General features: G+C 67.3%; 18 protein-coding genes. 16 read left to right on the top strand and 2 right to left on the bottom strand.

All coding sequences use genetic code 11. The features are described 5' to 3' along the window. Nucleotides 1-9 precede the first annotated feature (9 nt). Together ASF80_RS15945 and ASF80_RS15940 are read left to right on the top strand one after the other, a co-directional pair. On the top strand, nucleotides 10-1,050 hold the full coding sequence (locus tag ASF80_RS15945) for a hypothetical protein (protein ID WP_056312908.1): 1,041 nt from the start codon (nucleotides 10-12) through the stop codon (nucleotides 1,048-1,050). Between the two features lie 28 nt (nucleotides 1,051-1,078). Then, entirely contained in the window at nucleotides 1,079-2,086 is a 1,008-nt protein-coding gene (locus ASF80_RS15940; protein ID WP_056312906.1) for an alpha/beta hydrolase, read from the top strand. Nucleotides 2,087-2,117: 31 nt separating this feature from the next. Here the strand turns inward: ASF80_RS15940 and ASF80_RS15935 are convergent, their stop codons facing one another. Then, nucleotides 2,118-2,753, bottom strand: a complete 636-nt coding sequence (locus tag ASF80_RS15935) for a GntR family transcriptional regulator (protein WP_056312903.1) — start codon at nucleotides 2,751-2,753, stop codon at nucleotides 2,118-2,120. A gap of 434 nt (nucleotides 2,754-3,187) precedes the next feature. Beyond that, a complete protein-coding gene (locus ASF80_RS15930; protein WP_056312901.1) occupies nucleotides 3,188-3,676 on the bottom strand; it encodes a YajQ family cyclic di-GMP-binding protein in 489 nt (162 codons plus the stop codon). 186 nt (nucleotides 3,677-3,862) lie between these two features. On the opposite strand from ASF80_RS15930, the gene ASF80_RS15925 reads away from it, so the two are divergent. From ASF80_RS15925 to tuf, 14 genes are all read left to right on the top strand, one after another. Continuing rightward, the gene (locus tag ASF80_RS15925) at nucleotides 3,863-5,074 is read left to right on the top strand and encodes an extracellular solute-binding protein (protein WP_056312899.1); all 1,212 of its coding nucleotides are present in this window, start codon (nucleotides 3,863-3,865) and stop codon (nucleotides 5,072-5,074) included. Between the two features lie 66 nt (nucleotides 5,075-5,140). Next, nucleotides 5,141-6,745 carry a maltose ABC transporter permease MalF gene (gene malF / locus ASF80_RS15920; RefSeq protein WP_056312897.1) on the top strand — a complete coding sequence of 535 codons (1,605 nt, stop codon included), beginning with the start codon at nucleotides 5,141-5,143 and terminating at the stop codon, nucleotides 6,743-6,745. Nucleotide 6,746: 1 nt separating this feature from the next. Beyond that, complete coding sequence (locus tag ASF80_RS15915) at nucleotides 6,747-7,670, top strand: sugar ABC transporter permease (protein WP_056312895.1); 924 nt, start codon at nucleotides 6,747-6,749, stop codon at nucleotides 7,668-7,670. Nucleotides 7,671-7,732: 62 nt separating this feature from the next. Next, complete coding sequence (locus ASF80_RS19140) at nucleotides 7,733-7,885, top strand: hypothetical protein (protein WP_164481752.1); 153 nt, start codon at nucleotides 7,733-7,735, stop codon at nucleotides 7,883-7,885. 133 nt (nucleotides 7,886-8,018) lie between these two features. Then, nucleotides 8,019-9,041 carry a hypothetical protein gene (locus tag ASF80_RS15910; RefSeq protein ID WP_056312893.1) on the top strand — a complete coding sequence of 341 codons (1,023 nt, stop codon included), beginning with the start codon at nucleotides 8,019-8,021 and terminating at the stop codon, nucleotides 9,039-9,041. A gap of 8 nt (nucleotides 9,042-9,049) precedes the next feature. Then, the gene (locus ASF80_RS15905) at nucleotides 9,050-9,541 is read left to right on the top strand and encodes a hypothetical protein (RefSeq protein WP_235560020.1); all 492 of its coding nucleotides are present in this window, start codon (nucleotides 9,050-9,052) and stop codon (nucleotides 9,539-9,541) included. A gap of 59 nt (nucleotides 9,542-9,600) precedes the next feature. Continuing rightward, a complete protein-coding gene (locus tag ASF80_RS15900; protein WP_056312891.1) occupies nucleotides 9,601-10,248 on the top strand; it encodes a hypothetical protein in 648 nt (215 codons plus the stop codon). Between the two features lie 132 nt (nucleotides 10,249-10,380). Next, nucleotides 10,381-10,857: a DUF2975 domain-containing protein gene (locus tag ASF80_RS15895; protein ID WP_056312890.1), complete on the top strand. Its 477-nt coding sequence runs from the start codon at nucleotides 10,381-10,383 to the stop codon at nucleotides 10,855-10,857. Then, entirely contained in the window at nucleotides 10,857-11,078 is a 222-nt protein-coding gene (locus tag ASF80_RS15890; RefSeq protein WP_056312887.1) for a helix-turn-helix domain-containing protein, read from the top strand. The genes ASF80_RS15895 and ASF80_RS15890 overlap by 1 nt, the downstream gene beginning before the upstream one ends. After that, on the top strand, nucleotides 11,075-14,857 hold the full coding sequence (locus ASF80_RS15885) for an SCO7613 C-terminal domain-containing membrane protein (RefSeq protein ID WP_056312885.1): 3,783 nt from the start codon (nucleotides 11,075-11,077) through the stop codon (nucleotides 14,855-14,857). The genes ASF80_RS15890 and ASF80_RS15885 overlap by 4 nt, the downstream gene beginning before the upstream one ends. A gap of 221 nt (nucleotides 14,858-15,078) precedes the next feature. Beyond that, nucleotides 15,079-15,447, top strand: a complete 369-nt coding sequence (gene rpsL / locus ASF80_RS15880) for a 30S ribosomal protein S12 (protein WP_056312883.1) — start codon at nucleotides 15,079-15,081, stop codon at nucleotides 15,445-15,447. 5 nt (nucleotides 15,448-15,452) lie between these two features. Further along, a complete protein-coding gene (gene rpsG / locus ASF80_RS15875) occupies nucleotides 15,453-15,923 on the top strand; it encodes a 30S ribosomal protein S7 (RefSeq protein ID WP_056312881.1) in 471 nt (156 codons plus the stop codon). 85 nt (nucleotides 15,924-16,008) lie between these two features. Further along, nucleotides 16,009-18,126 (top strand): elongation factor G, encoded by a 2,118-nt coding sequence (fusA, locus tag ASF80_RS15870; RefSeq protein WP_056312879.1) that lies wholly within the window; start codon nucleotides 16,009-16,011, stop codon nucleotides 18,124-18,126. A 148-nt stretch (nucleotides 18,127-18,274) separates the two neighbouring features. Continuing rightward, the gene (tuf, locus tag ASF80_RS15865) at nucleotides 18,275-19,465 is read left to right on the top strand and encodes an elongation factor Tu (protein WP_056312877.1); all 1,191 of its coding nucleotides are present in this window, start codon (nucleotides 18,275-18,277) and stop codon (nucleotides 19,463-19,465) included. Nucleotides 19,466-19,476 lie beyond the last annotated feature (11 nt).

Below are 19,476 nucleotides of genomic sequence, written 5' to 3'. Positions count from 1 at the left end.
GCTGGGCGCATGCGACTGCGCTCCTTCCTCGTGCTCGGTACGGCCGCTCTGCTTCTGATCTCCGGATGCACTCCTGAGCCGGCTCCGACCCCGAAGCCGACGGCGTCCCCGTCGGCATCCGTGACTCCGACGCCGACGCCCGACCCGATCGTCGATCCGGAGTCGGCGTTCGACGTGACATGCGACGACGTCGCCGCCGAGATGAGCGCGCTCGTGGGGGAGCCGGAGACGCCTGTCGAACCCGTGCTGTCGGTGGTGTCGACGATGAGCTGGATCCCCGGACCCGGACAGCACCTGTTCCAGCGCGCGGGAGGGATCGCCTGTTCCGCGGGGGCGACTTTCGACCGGAGCTGGGAGGTCGTGCTCGTGCCGGGCGCCGAGGCCGTGATCGCCGGTGCGACCGAGCGGCAGGGCTACTGGGGCGAGCAGGCGCGCTGTGAAGACGGGTCGTGCTCGTTCGAGTTCCCCGACGGCGACGTGCTGCTCACCGCCACCGTGCACGATCCCGGACTCGGGGGTGCGGACACCGCTCGGATGGAAGAGGCGATGCGGCGTCTCGTCGCATCGGCCGCATCGACCGTCCACGAGGTCGAGTACATCGACAGCGAGATCGTCGGCATGCCGTGCGAGCGGTTCATCACCGAGCAGGAGGTGAACACGCTGTTCGGCGTGTCGGATGCGCGGCTCATCACCGAATTCGGAGGGTGGGGCATCCCTGCGGAGGTGTACGAATACGTGAACGGATCGCGGATCTGCTATTTCCGGACTTCGGCGAGCGAATACGAAGGGGCGGCGTACCTGATGCTCACCACGCTCCCGGCGGGGGCATGGGCGTTCGAGAAGCTCGACGGCGCACCGGTCGAGGTCGAGGGAGCGGATGCGGCCAAGGCCAGCTCCGGAGAGTACGGAGAGAACATCCTCGACGTGCGGGTGGGCATCGACTGGCTCCGATTCATGACCTACGACAACGGGGCGGGGGCGGCGGATCCGGCTCCCCTGGCGGCGGTCGCCGTGCGAAACCTCACGGTCGGACACACCGCTCCGCAGTAGTCGGGGAGGGGTCGGCTAGCCTGGCCGCATGCCTGAGTGGACAGCGGACGTGCTCGGTGACGAGTTCGAGCAGCTGACGCTCGAACTCACCGCAGACGACGAGGGGCCCGTCGTCGCCACGCTCGTACGGGCTCTGCCGAGCGAGCAGGCATGGTGGAACCGCCTGCGTGGCAGCCGCCGGCTGCTGGAGGACGTCGACGTGCTGTACGTGCACGGGTGGTCCGACTACTTCTTCCAGAAACGGCTCGCGCGGTTCTGGACGGCGCGGGGCGCACGCTTCTTCGCACTCGACCTGCGCAAGTACGGTCGCAGCCTGCGAGACGGCCAGACGCCCGGCTACATCACCGACCTCGCGACCTATGACGAGGACATCGCGGCGGCTCTCGAGGCGATGGGGCGCGGCGCCGAAGGCACGGCATCCGCTCGTCGTCTCGTGCTGATGGGACACTCCACAGGAGGGCTCACCCTGAGCCTGTGGGCGTCGCGCCACCCGGACACCGCCGCCGCCGTGATCCTGAACAGCCCGTGGTTGGAGTTCCAGGTCGCGTCGGCACGGCCGCTCATCGCGCCGGTGGCGGAGCTGCAGGCACGCTGGGCACCGCGTGAGGTCGCCCCGCAGGTCGACCTCGGTTTCTACACGCGCGCGCAGCAGGAGGTCGCGGATCCCGACGACCCCGTCGAGGTCAACCTCCTCTGGCGACCGGCGCAGACGATGGCCGTGCACGCCGGGTGGTTCCACGCCGTGCTCTCGGGGCACGCCGCGGTCGCAGCCGGCCTGTCGATCGGTGCACCCGTCTGCGTGCTGCTCTCTGCACGCTTCGCGCCCCCCACCCGGTGGTCGGAGGATCTCACCCGAGCAGACTCGGTGCTGGTGGTCGACGACATCGCCCGCGCAGCGCTCAAGCTCGGGCCGTCGGTCACCGTCGAGCGCATCGACGGTGCGCTGCACGACGTCTTCCTCTCTCGCCATGAGGCGAGAGAGGAAGCGTATCGGCGCCTCGACGGGTGGGTCAGAGGGTGGTCGGCAGCGCGCTGATCGCGATCAGGCGCGGCGTCTCATCTTCTGGTCAGACGTAGTGCATCTGCCGGGCGAGACGCTCGGCCTCGTCCGCATCGGCGTTCAGCACTGCGTCCCGGAAGTCCCGATAGACCTGGAGCATGCGCTCCCGGTCGCTCTCGGGGACGCTCCAGCCCCGCAGATTGCGGAACAGTGCCAGGCTCGCGTCGTTGATCAGCACCTGGTGCTGGACGTTGCGGCTGCGCTCGCTGAGAAACGAGAACACCGCCCATCGCGAGTTGGAGATGTGCACATCGTCGTCGAGACCGATGTACATCTCCTCGATGAGAGCCGCGAGGCTCTCTCGTTCCTGTTGTGTCATTCTGGCGACGCCCATACGCGCCGCCATTCCCGCCTGGTATCCGGCGAACTCGAGCGTCTGCTCCACGGTCTCGGGTGTGACCGCGGTGACCTCGGTGTATCTGCTCGGGTACATCGTCACGAGACCGAGGCGCTCGAGGCGCTGTAACGCCTCTCGCACCGGAGTCCGCGACACATGCAGTTCTTCGGCCACATCGACATCGCGAATGCGATGTCCCGGTTCCAACACGCCGTCCACGATCTGCGCGCCGATGTGCTGGAACACCTCCTCTGCCAGAAGCTGCTTGCTTTCTCGGATACTCGTCATCGAGTTGTTGCTGTTCATGGACCGCCCCCAGTTGCTTTCCAGATCCGGGCCCCCCATGATGTGCCCGGACGGCCACTACATCACGAAGTAGATCGCGATGCCAACAATCCACAGGCGCATTTTTCAGCAGGCGCATGGGCACTCGCCGGCAGTGCGTGATCTCGGGATTTGTACAGAAGATTTTCTGTGGCCGGCGAGTGTTCAGAACACTCGCCGGCCACAGACGATGGCGTGCACGGAGCTGACTGCGCCCAGTCCCCACAAGGCGGGAACCGCGATCCGCGAAGCGCGGAACCGTGGTTCGGCAGCGCGTCATGCATCGCCGCATCGTCTGTCGCATCGGGACGCGACTCAGTCCAGTCTCGGGCACCCGCACCCATATATCAGAATGCGATTGGCGGGCACAGCGAAGGGGACGGATGTCGAGCATCCGTCCCCTTCGTCCTCCGGGCTCAGCGGTAGTTGATGAACTGCAGATCGAGGTCGAGATCGGCGCCCTTGAGCAGTGCGATCACCGACTGCAGATCGTCACGGCTCTTGGACTGCACACGCAGCTCGTCACCCTGGATCTGGCTCTTCACGCCCTTCGGGCCCTCGTCGCGGATGAGCTTGTTGATCTTCTTCGCGTTCTCCGACGAGATGCCGTCCTTCATCGAAGAGGTGATGCGGAACTCCTTGCCGCTCGCGAACGGCTCGCCGGACTCGAGGCTCTTGAGCGAGATGCCGCGCTTGATGAGCTTGGTCTGGAAGACGTCGAGAACGGCCTTCGCCCGCTCCTCGGTGCCGGCGATGATCAGGATCTGCTCGCCGCTCCAGGCGATCGATGCGCCGGTGCCCTTGAAGTCGTAGCGCTGCTCGATCTCCTTGCGCGCCTGGTTGAGGGCGTTCTCGGCCTCCTGGTGATCCACTTTCGAGACGATGTCAAAGGAACTGTCAGCCATGAGCAAATTGTATCGATCGTGGTGTTCTCCCGCGTCTTTGGAAGCGTTTCCACAACGATTCATTCGCATGATCCCGGTCACAGCTTGATATCGACGCGGGTCTCCGTTGCGATTCTCACGGATCTCGTTGCATACTGTAAGCGCTTGCAGTCCTGCAGGTCACAGCATTCAGAGAGGCACACACCAATGAAGGTGAACAAGAGGGGCATCGTTGCCGCCGGAGCCATCGCGCTCGTTTCGACTCTTACCCTTGCCGGTTGCTCGACCGGCACCGACGGAGGCGACTCGTCGTCCGACGGCGAGAGCAGCGGCACGCTGACGGTCTGGGTCGACGCCGAGCGCGTCGATGCCCTGCAGAGCGCCGCCGACTCCTACGAGGAGAAGACCGGGGTCAAGGTGGAGCTCGTCGGCAAATCGGTCGACGACATGAAGGACGACTTCATCCAGCAGGTTCCGACCGGCAAGGGCCCTGATGTGGTCATGGGTGCGCACGACTGGCTGGGCGAGCTGTCGACGAACGGCGTCGTGGCGCCCCTCGAGCTCGGCGACTCGTCGTCCGACTACCTCCCCGTCGCCCTCCAGGCGGCGACGTACGACGGCACGGTCTACATGCTCCCGTACGCGGTCGAGAACATCGCCGTGCTGCGCAACGCCGACATGGTCCCCGCAGCCCCCACGAGCTTCGACGACATGGTCGCCAAGGGCACGTTCGTCGTCGAGCAGGGCACCGAGGGCAACCCGTACCACCTGTACCCGTTCCAGACGGCATCCGGTGCCCCGGTGTTCGGCACCGACGACTCCGGCAGCTACGACTCGGCTGACCTGCAGCTCGGTGGCGACGGAGGCTTCGCGTTCGCCGACTGGCTCTCGGCGCAGGGCGCGGCCGGCACGCTGAACACCGACATCGACGGCGAGATCGCCAAGCAGCAGTTCCTCGACGGCACCGCGGCCTTCTGGCTGACCGGTCCGTGGAACGTCGGAGCGGCGACCGAGGCGGGAATCAACGTCGCGATCGATCCGATCCCCAGCCCCACGGGTGAGACCGCCTCGCCGTTCGCCGGCGTGAAGGGCTTCTTCGTGAGCTCCGAGTCCAAGAACAAGGTCGCCGCGAACGACTTCCTCGTCAACTACATCGGCACCGAAGAGGTCCAGCTCGAGCTGTTCAAGGCCGGCAACATCCTCCCCGCGCTGACGGCGGCCGCCGACTCCGCGGCATCCGACCCGATCATCGCCGGCTTCCAGGCCGTCGGTGCCGACGCCGTGCCGATGCCCGCCATCCCGGCGATGGGTGCGGTCTGGGAGTTCTGGGGCGTCGCCGAGGCGGCGATCATCAACGGCTCGGATCCCGCGACGACGTGGCAGAAGCTCGTCGACGACGTGACCGCGGCAATCAAGTAAGACACCCAGCACCATCCCTGCCGGGGCGGACATCGTCCGCCCCGGCAGCTCGACGACGGGGACGAGATGACAGAACTCGCTGAGCCCACGGCTCCACTCACCAAGCGCCAGCGCCAGGCGGCGAAGATCGCCGAGGCCGCATCCGGACCCATCGGCTGGATGCTGCTCAAGATCCTGCTGCTGGCGGTCGTCGACGCGATCGCCCTCTATGCGGCATTCGTGCTCTTCGGCCAGCAGGAGTGGCTGGTGCTCGGCCTCGTCGTCGCCGTCACCGTGCTGGTCAACTACATCTACTTCTCGCGCAAGCGGGTGGCGGCGAAGTACCTGACGCCCGGGATCATCTTCCTGATCATCTTCCAGGTGTTCACGCTGCTGTACACGGGGTACATCGGATTCACGAACTACGGCACCGGTCACAACGGCACGAAGGATCAGGCGATCTCCTCGCTCCTCGCCTCCGCCCAGGAGCGAGTCGAGGATTCCGCCACCTACCCGGTGACGGTCGTCGAGCAGCTCGGCACCTACGGTCTCCTCGTGACCGACCCCGATTCCGGTGACGCCCTGCTCGGCACGGCCCAGCAGCCGCTGCAGGAGGTCGATGCCGACTTCGAGGGCGGCCAGGCTGTGGCCGTCGATGGGTGGACGACGCTCCCGCTCGCGAAGGTCTTCACGCTGTCCGAGCAGCTCGAGAAGCTCTCGGTGCCGTTCAGCGACGACCCGAACGACGGCAGCCTGCGCGCCCCCGACGGGCAGAAGGGCTATCTGTACGTCTCCACCCTCGAGTACGACGCGGATGCCGACACCATCACCGACACCACGACCGGTGCGGTCTACACCGATACCGGCGAGGGGGCGTTCACCGCCGAGGACGGCGAGGCGCTGCTGCCCGGCTGGCAGACCACGGTCGGCTTCGACAACTTCGTGCGGGCTGTCGCCGACGACTCCATCCGCGGCCCTCTGATCTCGGTGACGATCTGGACGTTCGTGTTCGCCCTGCTGTCGGTCGCGACCACGTTCTTCCTCGGGTTGCTGCTCGCCCTGGTCTTCAACAACACGCGGATGCGGTTCCGCAACGGCTATCGGATCATCCTGATCCTCCCGTACGCGTTCCCCGCCTTCCTCTCGGCGCTCGTCTGGGCCGGGATGATGAACGAGAGCTTCGGATTCATCAACCAGGTGATCTTCGGGGGAGCGGACATCCCGTGGCTCACCGATCCGACCCTCGCGAAGGTGTCGGTGCTCCTGGTCAACCTGTGGCTCGGCTTCCCGTACATGTTCCTCGTCTGCATGGGCGCACTGCAGGGCATCCCCGAGGACGTCAACGAGGCGGCGGTGATGGACGGTGCGAACCCGTGGCAGGTCTTCCGTCGCATCAAGCTGCCGCTGCTGCTCGTGACCGTGGCTCCGCTGCTGATCTCGTCGTTCGCGTTCAACTTCAACAATTTCAACCTGATCTACATGCTGACCAAGGGCGGACCGCGGTTCGACGACGTGAGCATCCCGGTCGGGCACACCGACATCCTGATCTCGATGGTCTACAAGGTGGCGTTCACGGGACAGACCCGCGACTACGGCCTCGCATCCGCGTTCACGATCCTGATCTTCATCGTGGTCGCGACGATCTCGATCATCAGCTTCCGCAAGACCAAGGCCCTCGAGGAGCTGAACTGACATGAGCACCACGGACACCCGCGCCGCCGCCCCCGTCACGGTCGAGCGGAACCTCGGCCCCCGTCGCCGCTCCTTCGGCGGCTGGTTCGCCGACACCGGATGGCGACACGTCGTCGCCATCGTCGTCAGCGCGTTCGCGCTGTTCCCCCTGCTGTACGTCGTCTCGGCATCGCTGAACCCGCGCGGAACGCTGACGGGCTCCAATCAGCTGTTCTCCGCGTTCGGATTCGACAGCTACGTGCGCATCCTCAGCGATCCGCAGAATCCCTACGGACTGTGGTTCCTGAACACCCTGGTCATCGCCGTCGTCACCGGCGCCGTGACCGTCTTCATCGGCGCTCTCGCGGCATATGCCTTCTCGCGCATGCGCTTCGCGGGCCGTCGCATCGGGCTCGTCACGATCGTCGTCGTGCAGATGTTCCCGCAGCTGCTCGCCGTGGTCGCGATCTTCCTGCTCATGTCGACGCTGGGGGACTGGTTCCCCGCGATCGGACTCAACACGCACACCGGTCTGATCCTCGTGTACCTCGGCGGCGCTCTCGGTGTGAACACCTATCTGATGTACGGCTTCTTCAACACGCTGCCGATGGAGCTCGACGAGGCCGCTCGCATCGACGGCGCAGGTCACGCACGCATCTTCTTCACGATGATCCTGCCGCTGGTCGCGCCGATCCTCGCAGTCGTCGCGCTGCTGTCGTTCATCGGCACGGTCAACGAGTACGTGATCGCGAGCGTCATGCTCGTCGACGTAGAGCAGCAGACGCTGGTCGTCGGACTCACCAAGCTCGTGGCCAACCCGCGCTACGCGGACTGGTCGGCATTTTCGGCGGGAGCTGTGATGGCCGCCATCCCGGTGATGATCCTCTTCCTGTTCCTGCAGCGCTACATCGTGGGTGGGCTCACGGCGGGCGCCACGAAGGGCTGATCCGCGCGTGCTCCTCGGCGTTGCGACACGGCGGTCGCCGCCACCGGTCGTAGCGTGGAAGCATGGCACGGGTCGCGGGGCGCAACGTGGCGATCAGCTGGATCGCCGGAGTGCTGTGCACCGGTGTCGTGGGAGCTCTGATCTGGTTCGCCATCCCGATCATGCCCGCGATGGCCTCCTTCGTCGGAGACACTCTTCGATCCACGCTGCCCTGACTCGCAGGACCCACCGGGGATGCAGGGAGATCCGCGCGGACACGGGCTGGGCGACACGTCGGCACGCCTCCGTCAGCGGGCGCGGGGGCGGCGGTAACCTCGCAGAGCACACTTCCGATGAGAGGCGCACCCCATGAGTGACCCCGAGGTTCCACAGCCCGAGCGGCCGAAGGACGTCAACGACGTCGTCGACAGCGCGAACGCTGGACTCGACGCCGCCGCCGCAGCGGGTGCAGGTGTCTCCGGCACGCCCGCCGACACCACTGACGCCGCCGGCGAGAAGCCCGCGGCGACGACGACACCCGCCGTCGACCCTGACCTCGCCGCGTTCGAAGCGGCCGAGAACGAGCACCCCGGCACCTTCGCGACGCCGGAGCTGAACGACCCCAAATACCTGGACGACGACAAGGGCGCCACCACGACGTCCTGGAACAGCGATGCCGACGCCACCGCGGCCTACACGCCGCCCGTCGCGCACGAGCAGTCGGCTCTGGCCGGTGCCGCGTACTCCTCGGTCGATGACACCGAGACGCGCATCGTCCCGTCGGAGCCCGCGGTCGCCGAGCCCATCATCGCCCCGCCCCTGCAGCAGCAGCCGATCTTCGTGCAGGCTCCCGAGCCTCCCCGTGAGCGCGGCAACCGCGGCACGGCGGGTGCCATCGGCCTGCTCGCCACCGTCGCCTTCGCGATCCTGTACCTCGGTGCCACGCTCGGTCTCGGCGCTTTCGCCGGCGACGTCACGGGCGAGAACATCGCCGAGTCGGCGCTCGCGCCGCTCACCACGTGGGGCTATTGGGTTCCCGTCGTGGTGTTCTTCCTGGGCTTCTGGCTGCTCGGCGCATTCATCAACCGGGGTCGCTGGGGCCTCTGGGTCGTCTTCGGCATCATCGTCGGTCTGATCGCCTACGGCGGTCACATCCTCGGTGCGCTGTTCGAGGCGCCGTTCTGGCTGCTCAGCGCGCGCGAGGGCAACGAGCTCGTCGGCGCGCAGCTCTTCCACCCCCTCGCGATCGCCGCGTTCGTGTTCGCTCGCGAGCTGACGATCTGGTTCGGTGCGTGGGTCGCCCGCAGCGGAGCCCGCAAGACCGAGCTGAACGCCGAGGCGCAGCGCGAGTACGAGCGCACGCTCGAGGCCGGCCCGACGCTGTCGAGGTAGTCACGAACATGTCATCGCCGAACCCCCGTGGACCCGAGTCCGCGGGGGTTTCGGCCGTCTTGGCGCTGGTGCTCGCGGCGATCAGCTTCTTCGCCCTCGCCGTCTTCGGACTCGGTGCGGTGAGCGTGGCGACAGACAGCGACATCATCTCGGTCCCCGGTCTCGGTCAGGTACCCGGGGCTGCGGGCATGCTGGTCGCCGTGGTCGTCTTCGCCCTGACCCTCTGGTTCGCCCTGCGGCGATCGCACCCGTCTTTCCTCGCCGTTCCGGGCATCGCGCTTGCGACGGCGCTGGCGCACCTGCTCGCCGTATGGATCGGTGTGGCGACGGCGCGAGGCGATCTCATCGTCGCGACGGCCGTCGCCGGCGATCTCGTGACAGGGGGGCCGAGCGCGGTGCTCGTCCTCGCCGCCGCGATCGCGGCCTGGGGCGGCATCGCGCTTCGGCGCACGCGTGCCCAGCATCCGCAGTGGCCCTGGGAGCGCGAAGACGAGGAGTGACGCCCCGCCGTCATGCGGAAATCGCCGTGTGCACCCCGGGTGCGCCGTACGCTCTAGGTGTGGAGCGCTCGTTGGAGACGCAGGTCGACCAGGCCGTCGAGGCCTGGCTGCGCTGGGTGCCTCGGTGGGAGCCGGCCACCCATCGAGGAAGAGTCGCGCCCTGTCGCCGCTGTCTCGGCTCGCCCATCCTGTCGGCGGCGGGCATCGGCTCGAACACGCCGCACGGCGTGCAGCACGGACTCTCGACGCGGATAAAGACCATCGTCGACCACGCCGTTGCCGAGTACACGGCCAGGAACCTGCCGATGCTGCAGCGCGAGCTCGACCAGCAGGCCGCACGCAACCGGGCACGCAGCTACCGGCCCGCCGACGGGCTCGACCCCGAGTTCGACGGTCTGCCGCTGGACCCGGAGCCGATTCCCGGGGCGCCGTTCCTGTTCACGATCGCCGGCATGGCCGACGACGCGACGGCGGAGCTCCCGCCCCTCCCGCCGCTGAGTGACGAGGCGAAGGTGGCGCTGCGGCAGGAGGTGGCGCTCGCCGACGAGTACGCCAACATGGTGGGTCGCGAGATCTGCAGCATCCTGCTCCGACACCGCATCTACATCCAGGCCGCGATCTCGCAGCATGTCGAGCCGCAGATCGAGGCGCTGCTGGCTGAGCTCACCGACTCGCTCGACTCGCCGTTCGATCCCGACGTGCCGTAGGTCCGCAGCCCCCGACGGCGGTCGCCTCGCTGCCTGCATATCCGCTGAGAGGTCGATGGGGGAGTGGCGACGTCGCACGCCGATAGGTATCGTTTTTCGATAGATACCCATTGGCGATCGATAGGGCCATTCATGCATCCTCGTGTCTCCCGCGTTCTCAAGGCGCTGATCATCGTCCTGCTCGGACTGCTGCTGGCCAGCCAGACCCTGGTCATCCCCGAGGTCGCGCGCATCACTGCGATCCGCAATCCCGACGTCGCGCAGCTCGAGATCCCGGGGATCATCGGTGCCGTCGTCTTCATCGGCCTCATCGAGGTGACGCTGGTGTGCATCTGGTTCCTGCTGTCCCTCGTGCAGGAGGGGCGCATCTTCCGGGTCGAGGCGTTCCGCTACGTCGACATCATCCTCGGTGCTCTGATCGCCGCGGGCGCGATCATCCTCGTCTCCTACATCGTGATCGTCGCCAGTCGCGCGGTGTCCTTGTCGTTGTCGCTGCTGGCCGTCCTGGGGATCGTCGTGAGCGCCGCACTCGCGCTGCTCCTCGTGGTGCTGCGGGGCCTCCTGCGCAAGGCGCTCGAGCTCGAGCAGGACATGTCGGAGGTCGTCTGATGCCGATCGTCATCGACCTCGACGTGCAGCTCGCCATCAAGAAGATGAGCGTGCAGGACTTCGCGGACGCCATCGGGATCACGCCCGCGAACGTCGCCGTGCTCAAGAACGGCAGGGCCAAAGCGGTGCGTTTCACGACCCTCGAGGCGATCTGCCGCGTGCTCGAGTGCCAGCCGGGAGACATCCTGCGCTGGGTCCCCGAATCCGAGGAGCGGTCATGACCACGACATCTGTGACGCCGTCAATCCCGTCGACCCCGGGCCCGCACTCGACGACCTGGGGTGAGGTGCTCGCCCTGCAGCTCCTCGACCACACCAGTTGCCCGGTGTGTCGCGGGATGCTGGACGGCGGATGCTGCGCGCGCTGCGGCTCCGACCTGCGTGGCGCCATCGGCACCGAGGTCTGGGAGGCATCGCTGGCGGCCGCCGCGGCACTTCGCGCTCGCGACGAGACGCTCACCCGCGTCCCGCTCGTCCCCGTGCCAGCCGTATCGTCATCCGCGTCGGCAGGTGCTTCGGCATCCGCCTCCGTGTCCGTCGCCATGCCGGAGAGGGCGCAGCCCGCGGCGTCGGCCGAGTCGCAGCCGCCCCCGCCCCCGCCCCCGCCGGCGGCAGGCGGCGGGGAGAAGACCCCGGCGTCGCCGCAGAGCAGTGCGACGCTCCAGTCGGTCCTCGCGACCGCCGGTGCCGGCCTGTTCGCCGTCGCCGCGATCGTCTTCACCTACTTCAACCCCGACCTCGCCGATCGTGCCCTGCGGAGTGTGATCGTCTGGCTCATCACCCTGTTGTTCCTCGGTGGAGCCTGGTTGCTCTCCCGGCGCGGCCTGCGCTTCTCGGCCGAAGCGGTCGGCGGCCTCGGGCTGGTGTTCGCGGGGCTCGACGTGCATGCCGTCGCACAGCTCGCCGCGCCCGGGGTCGACCCCTGGCTCACGGCCGCGGTCGCCTGCGCCGTCGCCTCGATCGTGATGCTCGGTGCCGGCACGCAACGCGGCATCAGGGTCTGGCAGTGGACGGCGACGGTCACGCTGGCGCTCACCCCCGCGATGCTGGGAGCGGCGGGAGCGACCTCGCTCGCGGGCGTGGCGGGCGCGATAGGCGTCGCCCTCGCCGGAGCGGCGATCATCGAGTTCCTCCGTCCGCCGAACGTCGAGCGCGTCACCCTCGTGGCGGTGCAGCTGATCGCGACTGCGAGCGCACTCGTGCTCGTGTGGCGGATCGACCTGGGGAGCGAGACCGCGTCACTGTTCGCCATGAGCGGGATGCTCGCCCTGATCGCAGTGCACGCCGTGATCGCGGCTCGGCGGATGCTCGGTCCTCTCTGGGCCTACGTCGCCGGTGCGGCAGGCTCGGCGGCGATCGTGCTCGTCGTGTACGCCGTCCCCGGCATCCGGGAGCTCTCGATCTCGTGGTACTTCGCGATCATCCCCGCGGCGGCCGCCGTCGCGCTCGTGCTGATCGGCGCGGTGGTGCCCCTGCCTGCGCGGGTGCCGCGCGGACAGGTCGCCGGGGGAGCGCTGTCGGTACTCGCCGTGCCGGCCCTCGCTCTGCTCGCCGACGCCGTGATCACCGGCGCGACCACCGTCACCGGCTTCCTCCGGCAGAGCGACGGTGTCGATGCATCCGGCCTCGCGGGGTGGGGTACCCCCGCCGGACTCGTGGCCGTCTCTGTCGGACTCGCGGTCTTCGGCCGCCTCGCCCGCGATCGGGACGGCATCCGCACACTCTCCGTCCCCGCCGCGCGGGTGTCCCTCGTGTCCGGTGCGCTCGTGGTGCTCGTTCTCGGCTGCGGCGGTCTGCTGGTGCTCCCTGCGGCGATCGCCGTCCTCACGGGTGCCGTCGTCGCGGTCGCAGTGGTGATGGCCCGGATGCCGGAGCGCACGGCGGGCAGAGGCATCGTCCCGCTCCTGCTCATCGGCGCGTATCTCGCGCTCGTGGCCTCGGTGATCGTCGCCTGGCGCGACGCATCCGCCGTCCCTCTCGCGGGCATCGCGACGCTGATCGCGCTGGGCGCCCTCGCCGCCGTACGTCCGGCCCGACTGCGCTTCCTCTCGGTCGGCGCGGGCTTCGCCTATGGGCTGATCCTCGTCGCGACGGCACTGGCCGAGGGCGGGGTCGGCAGCATCGCGCAGCTCTGCCTGACGGCATCCGCGGGTCTGCTCGTCGCGATCTCGGCCACGTATCTTCCGCGCATCGGAGCGAGGTCGTGGCAGGCGATCCTCGTCGTCTCCGCGGTGCCCTTCGGCATCGGAGTCCTGCAGGTCGTCGAGGAGCGCAGCGGCTGGACCGCGCTCTCCACCGGGCTGATGTTCGTCCTCGCCCTGACGCTGCTGCTCACGCGCCGGCCAGGACTCACGAGACTCGTGCGCACGGCGGCGGCGGGGATGCTCGTGCCGACTCTCGCGGTCGTCGTGGTCTGCCTCGGGGCCCAGCTGCTCGCCTCGAGCGGGTCGCCGGTCGCCCTCCCGATCGTCGCGGTGCTCGTCGCCCTCGCTCTCGCGTCGTCCTCCTCGGTCCGTGGAGCGCTCGTGGCGCGAGGACACGCCCCGGCGACGGCCGACGCCGCGCGCGTCGCGATCGAATCGTCGGCCCTGCTCACCGGGCTCATCGCCACCGGCCTCGCGGTCGGTCGCGAGGCGGCGGGACTCGGCACCGCGCTGATCGTCCTCCTCGTGATCGGGCTCGGCGGCGTCGCTGCCGCGCTGTTCGCCGGTCGCCGCTACGCCTGGGCCGTCGCGGGCGCGTCGTTCACCGGGGCGCTGTGGTGTGTCTGGGGGATCGCCGGTGTCGACCTCCTCGAGGCCTATCTGCTCCCGCCGTCCCTCGGTGCCGCGCTCGTGGCCGTGCTCGTCACGGTCCGCGGCGGTCGGGCGACCGCGCTGTTCGGCGCGGGCCTGCTCGTCGCGATCGGGCCGATCCTCGCCCTCGTCGCCCTAATCGAACCCGATGCTGTCGGTCAGACGGGAGTCTCGTGGCGAGTCGGAGGACTCCTCGCCGGTGCCTGGGTGCTGCTCGCCCTCGACGCTCTGGTCCGTCGCGCCCAGCCAGGATCGAGGCTGCACCGCCTCCGCGAGCTGCGCATCCCGACCCTCATCGCCGCGGGGCTCGCGGCAGTCGTCGGACCTCTCCAGGGCATCCGCATCGGACTCGGCTGGGACTTCGGGCAGCTGCAGGGACTCGGCCTCTTCGTCGCCTGCCTCGGCGTGAGCGCGGTGGGCGCTCTGGTGCTCGCACTCACCGCCCGTGCGCTCCGCGCTTCGGCGGGCGTCGACTCTGCGCTGCGGAGAACACGTTGGCTGGGGGCTCCCGCCGCGCTCGCCCTCGCCGCCGGCACCTGGACCGCGATCGAGCGGGACTGGTTCTCGATCTGGCCGATGTGGATGCTGATGCTCGGCTACCTGATCGCGACGGTCGCGACCGCACGCAGGGTGAGCGTGCGGGCGACGACCGCCCCGCCCGTGTGGTTCCTCTTCGCCATCGCGTTCGTCACCGCCGTCGTGGCGTGGAGCCCGCGTGATCTGCGAGTCGAGTGGTTCTCGCTGCCGCTGGGCGCGTTCCTGCTGGTCGCCGGCGCGCTCGCCATGCGGCGGACCGACGGTGAGAGCATGGGAGAGCGCGGCACGCTGAACAGCTGGCCCGCACGGTGGACCGGCTCCTGGGCGCTGCTCGCGCCGGGGATCGTCACGATGATGATCGCGTCGATCGTCTCGACTTTCACGGATCCGCTCACCTGGCGGGCGATCCTGGTGATGGTGCTCGCTCTGGCGGCGATCCTCATCGGCTCGCGCAACCGCCTCGCCGCCCCGTTCCTGCTCGGCCTCATCGTGCTTCCGATCGAGAACGTCTTCGTCTTCTCGGTGCAGATCGGCCGCGGCATCGAGTCGATGCCGTGGTGGATCACGCTCGCGGTGATGGGAGCCGTGCTCCTCATCATCGCGGTGACCGCAGAGCGTCGCACGGGGGAGGGCGGCGGCGTCGCCGCGCGGATGCGGGATCTGCGCTGACGTCCGGCGTGGACACCGACGCTCATTTGACCGTCACGTTACGCGGCATTACACTTGATCAGGTGTGTGCACGTCTCGACGTGTGCGCTGGGCGTCGGCACCATGCCGGTCCGCCCCCACGGCATACCCACCACCACAAAGGCCCGTCGATTCCGGCGTGCCGGTGGGTCATGAGGTGAAACCCATCACGCTGTCACCGTGCAGCACTATGAGGAGAGAACGTGCCAACCATTCAGCAGTTGGTTCGCAAGGGTCGCTCGCCGAAGGTCACCAAGACCAAGACGCCTGCCCTGAAGTCGAACCCGCAGCAGGCCGGGGTCTGCACCCGCGTCTACACCACCACCCCGAAGAAGCCGAACTCGGCGATGCGCAAGGTCGCCCGTGTGAAGCTCCGCAACGGCTCCGAGGTGACCGCCTACATCCCGGGCGAGGGTCACAACCTCCAGGAGCACTCGCTGGTGCTCGTCCGCGGCGGTCGTGTCAAGGACCTCCCCGGTGTTCGTTACAAGATCGTCCGTGGCGCCCTGGACACCCAGGCCGTCAAGAACCGTAAGCAGGCTCGCAGCCGCTACGGCGCGAAGAAGGGCTGAGTCCAATGCCTCGTAAGGGTCCCGCCCCGAAGCGTCCCGTCGTCAACGACCCGGTATACGGCGCTCCTATCGTCAGCCAGCTGGTCAACAAGATCCTGGTCGACGGCAAGAAGTCGCTCGCCGAGTCGATCGTCTACACCGCCCTCAAGGGCGTCGAGGCGAAGAACGGTCAGGATGCCGTCGCCACTCTGAAGAAGGCGCTCGACAACGTGCGCCCCACTCTCGAGGTCAAGAGCCGCCGTGTCGGTGGCTCGACCTACCAGGTTCCGATCGAGGTCAAGCCGCACCGCGCGAACACCCTCGCGCTGCGCTGGCTCGTCAGCTACGCCAAGGGTCGTCGTGAGAAGACGATGACCGAGCGTCTCCAGAACGAGATCCTCGACGCGTCGAACGGTCTCGGTGCAGCGGTCAAGCGCCGTGAGGACACGCACAAGATGGCCGAGTCGAACCGCGCGTTCGCTCACTACCGCTGGTAAACAGCTTCGCCCGCCCCCGATCACACATCGGGGGCGGGCACCCCCCTCTTCGCAGTACGACTGCACAAAAGATAAGGACACTCCTGTGGCACAAGACGTGCTCACCGACCTGAGCAAGGTTCGGAACATCGGCATCATGGCTCACATCGATGCTGGCAAGACCACCACGACCGAGCGCATCCTGTTCTACACGGGCGTCAACCACAAGCTCGGCGAGACCCACGACGGTGCATCGACCACCGACTGGATGGAGCAGGAGAAGGAGCGCGGCATCACGATCACGTCTGCCGCCGTGACCTGCTACTGGAACAAGAACCAGATCAACATCATCGACACCCCCGGTCACGTGGACTTCACGGTCGAGGTGGAGCGTTCGCTCCGCGTCCTCGACGGTGCCGTCGCCGTCTTCGACGGCAAGGAGGGCGTCGAGCCCCAGTCCGAGACCGTGTGGCGTCAGGCCGACAAGTACAACGTCCCCCGCATCTGCTTCGTCAACAAGATGGACAAGCTCGGCGCGGACTTCTACTTCACCGTCGACACCATCATCAACCGTCTCGGCGCCAAGCCGCTGGTCATCCAGCTGCCCATCGGTGCGGAGAACGACTTCATCGGCGTCATCGACCTCGTCGAGATGCGTGCGCTCGTCTGGGCGGGTGACTCCAAGGGTGACGTCACCATGGGCGCCTCCTACGAGATCCAGGAGATCCCGGCCGACCTCAAGGACAAGGCCGACGAGTACCGTCAGCAGCTCCTCGAGACCGTCGCCGAGACCGACGACGCTCTGCTCGAGAAGTTCTTCGGTGGCGAAGAGCTGACCGTCGCCGAGATCAAGGGTGCGATCCGCAAGCTCACCGTGGCTTCCGAGATCTACCCGGTCCTCTGTGGTTCCGCGTTCAAGAACCGCGGCGTGCAGCCGATGCTCGATGCAGTCGTCGACTACCTCCCGAACCCGCTCGACGTGGGCTCGATCGAGGCGCACGACCCCAAGGACTACGACACGATCATCGAGCGTCACCCCGACGCGAAGGACCCGTTCGCGGCCCTCGCGTTCAAGGTCGCGGTGCACCCGTTCTTCGGTCGCCTCACCTACGTGCGCGTCTACTCGGGTCAGCTCGACTCCGGTGCTGCGGTCATCAACTCGACCAAGGGCAAGAAGGAGCGCATCGGGAAGATCTTCCAGATGCACGCCAACAAGGAGATCCCGGTCCCCTCGGTCACCGCGGGAAACATCTACGCGGTCATCGGTCTGAAGGACACCACCACCGGTGACACCCTCACCGACCCGGCTTCGCCGGTCGTCCTCGAGTCGATGACGTTCCCCGAGCCCGTCATCGAGGTCGCGATCGAGCCGAAGACCAAGGCCGACCAGGAGAAGCTGGGTGTCGCCATCCAGAAGCTCGCTGAGGAGGACCCGACCTTCCGCACGGAGCTCAACCCCGAGACCGGTCAGACGACCATCAAGGGCATGGGTGAGCTGCACCTCGACATCCTCGTCGATCGCATGAAGCGCGAGTTCAACGTCGAGGCCAACGTCGGAAAGCCCCAGGTGGCGTACCGCGAGACGATCCGCAAGAACGTCGAGAAGCACGACTACACGCACAAGAAGCAGACCGGTGGATCGGGTCAGTTCGCGAAGATCCAGTTCAACATCGAGCCGCTCGACCTCGACGACGAGAAGACGTACGAGTTCGTCAACGCGGTCACCGGTGGTCGCATCCCGCGCGAGTACATCGGCTCGATCGATGCCGGCTTCCAGGACGCGATGAACGTCGGCGTGCTCGCCGGCTACCCGATCGTCGGCGTCAAGGCGACGATCGTCGATGGTGCGGCTCACGACGTCGACTCCTCGGAGATGGCGTTCAAGATCGCAGGATCGATGGGTATGAAGGAAGCCCTTCGTCGGGCGAGCCCGGCACTCCTCGAGCCGCTCATGGCGGTCGAGGTGCGTACTCCCGAGGAGTACATGGGCGACGTCATCGGTGACCTGAACTCGCGTCGCGGCCAGATCCAGTCGATGGAGGACGCCGCAGGCGTCAAGGTCGTCCGTGCACACGTCCCGCTGTCCGAGATGTTCGGATACATCGGCGACCTGCGCTCGAAGACCTCGGGTCGCGCCGTCTACTCGATGGAGTTCAACAGCTACGCTGAGGTTCCCCGCGCTGTGGCGGACGAGATCGTCCAGAAGCACCAGGGCGGCGAGTAACAACTTCCTGGGAGTCGAGTTCCGGCTCGGCTCCCAGGTCCCCTACAACTTCACATTCCCTCTCTACTAAACTGAGATTCACACCCGTAGAGAACCGGTCGCAAACCAGTGCCCGGCACCCTCTACATGACGTCCTGAGGAGGACCCAGTGGCTAAGGCCAAGTTCGAGCGGACCAAGCCGCACGTCAACATCGGAACCATCGGTCACGTTGACCACGGCAAGACCACGCTCTCCGCAGCGATCTCGAAGGTGCTTGCTGACAAGTTCCCGTCTGACACCAACGTGCAGCGCGACTTCGCTTCCATCGACTCGGCGCCGGAAGAGCGCCAGCGTGGAATCACCATCAACATCTCGCACATCGAGTACGAGACCCCGAAGCGCCACTACGCGCACGTTGACGCACCCGGCCACGCCGACTACGTCAAGAACATGATCACCGGTGCTGCTCAGATGGACGGCGCGATCCTCGTGGTCGCCGCCACCGACGGCCCGATGGCTCAGACCCGTGAGCACGTTCTGCTCGCCAAGCAGGTCGGCGTTCCGTACCTGCTCGTCGCGCTGAACAAGGCCGACATGGTCGACGACGAGGAGATCCTGGAGCTCGTCGAGCTCGAGGTCTCCGAGCTGCTCGCATCGCAGGGCTTCGCCGAGGACGCTCCTGTCGTCCGCGTCTCCGCTCTGAAGGCACTCGAGGGTGACGAGAAGTGGACCCAGTCCATCCTCGACCTCATGGAGGCCGTCGACGCGAACGTCCCCGACCCCGTGCGCGACAAGGACAAGCCGTTCCTGATGCCCGTCGAGGACGTCTTCACGATCACCGGTCGTGGAACCGTCGTCACCGGCCGCGCCGAGCGTGGCACGCTGGCCATCAACTCCGAGGTCGAGATCGTCGGACTGCGTCCGACCGTCAAGACCACGGTCACGGGTATCGAGATGTTCCACAAGCAGCTCGACGAGGCATGGGCCGGCGAGAACTGTGGTCTCCTGCTCCGTGGCACGAAGCGTGAGGACGTCGAGCGCGGTCAGGTCATCGTCAAGCCGGGTTCGGTCACGCCGCACACCGACTTCGCGGGCACCGCGTACATCCTGTCCAAGGACGAGGGTGGGCGTCACAACCCCTTCTACACGAACTACCGCCCGCAGTTCTACTTCCGCACCACCGACGTCACCGGCGTCATCACGCTGCCCGAGGGCACCGAGATGGTCATGCCCGGCGACACCACCGACGTGACGGTCGAGCTGATCCAGCCGATCGCCATGGAAGAGGGCCTCGGCTTCGCCATCCGTGAGGGTGGACGCACCGTCGGCGCCGGTACGGTCACGAAGATCATCAAGTAAGCATCTGCTTC

The sequence above is a fragment of the Microbacterium sp. Leaf159 genome, assembly GCF_001423615.1.
Lineage (GTDB): Bacteria > Actinomycetota > Actinomycetes > Actinomycetales > Microbacteriaceae > Microbacterium.
This window is presented reverse-complemented; position numbering and strand designations above follow the sequence as displayed.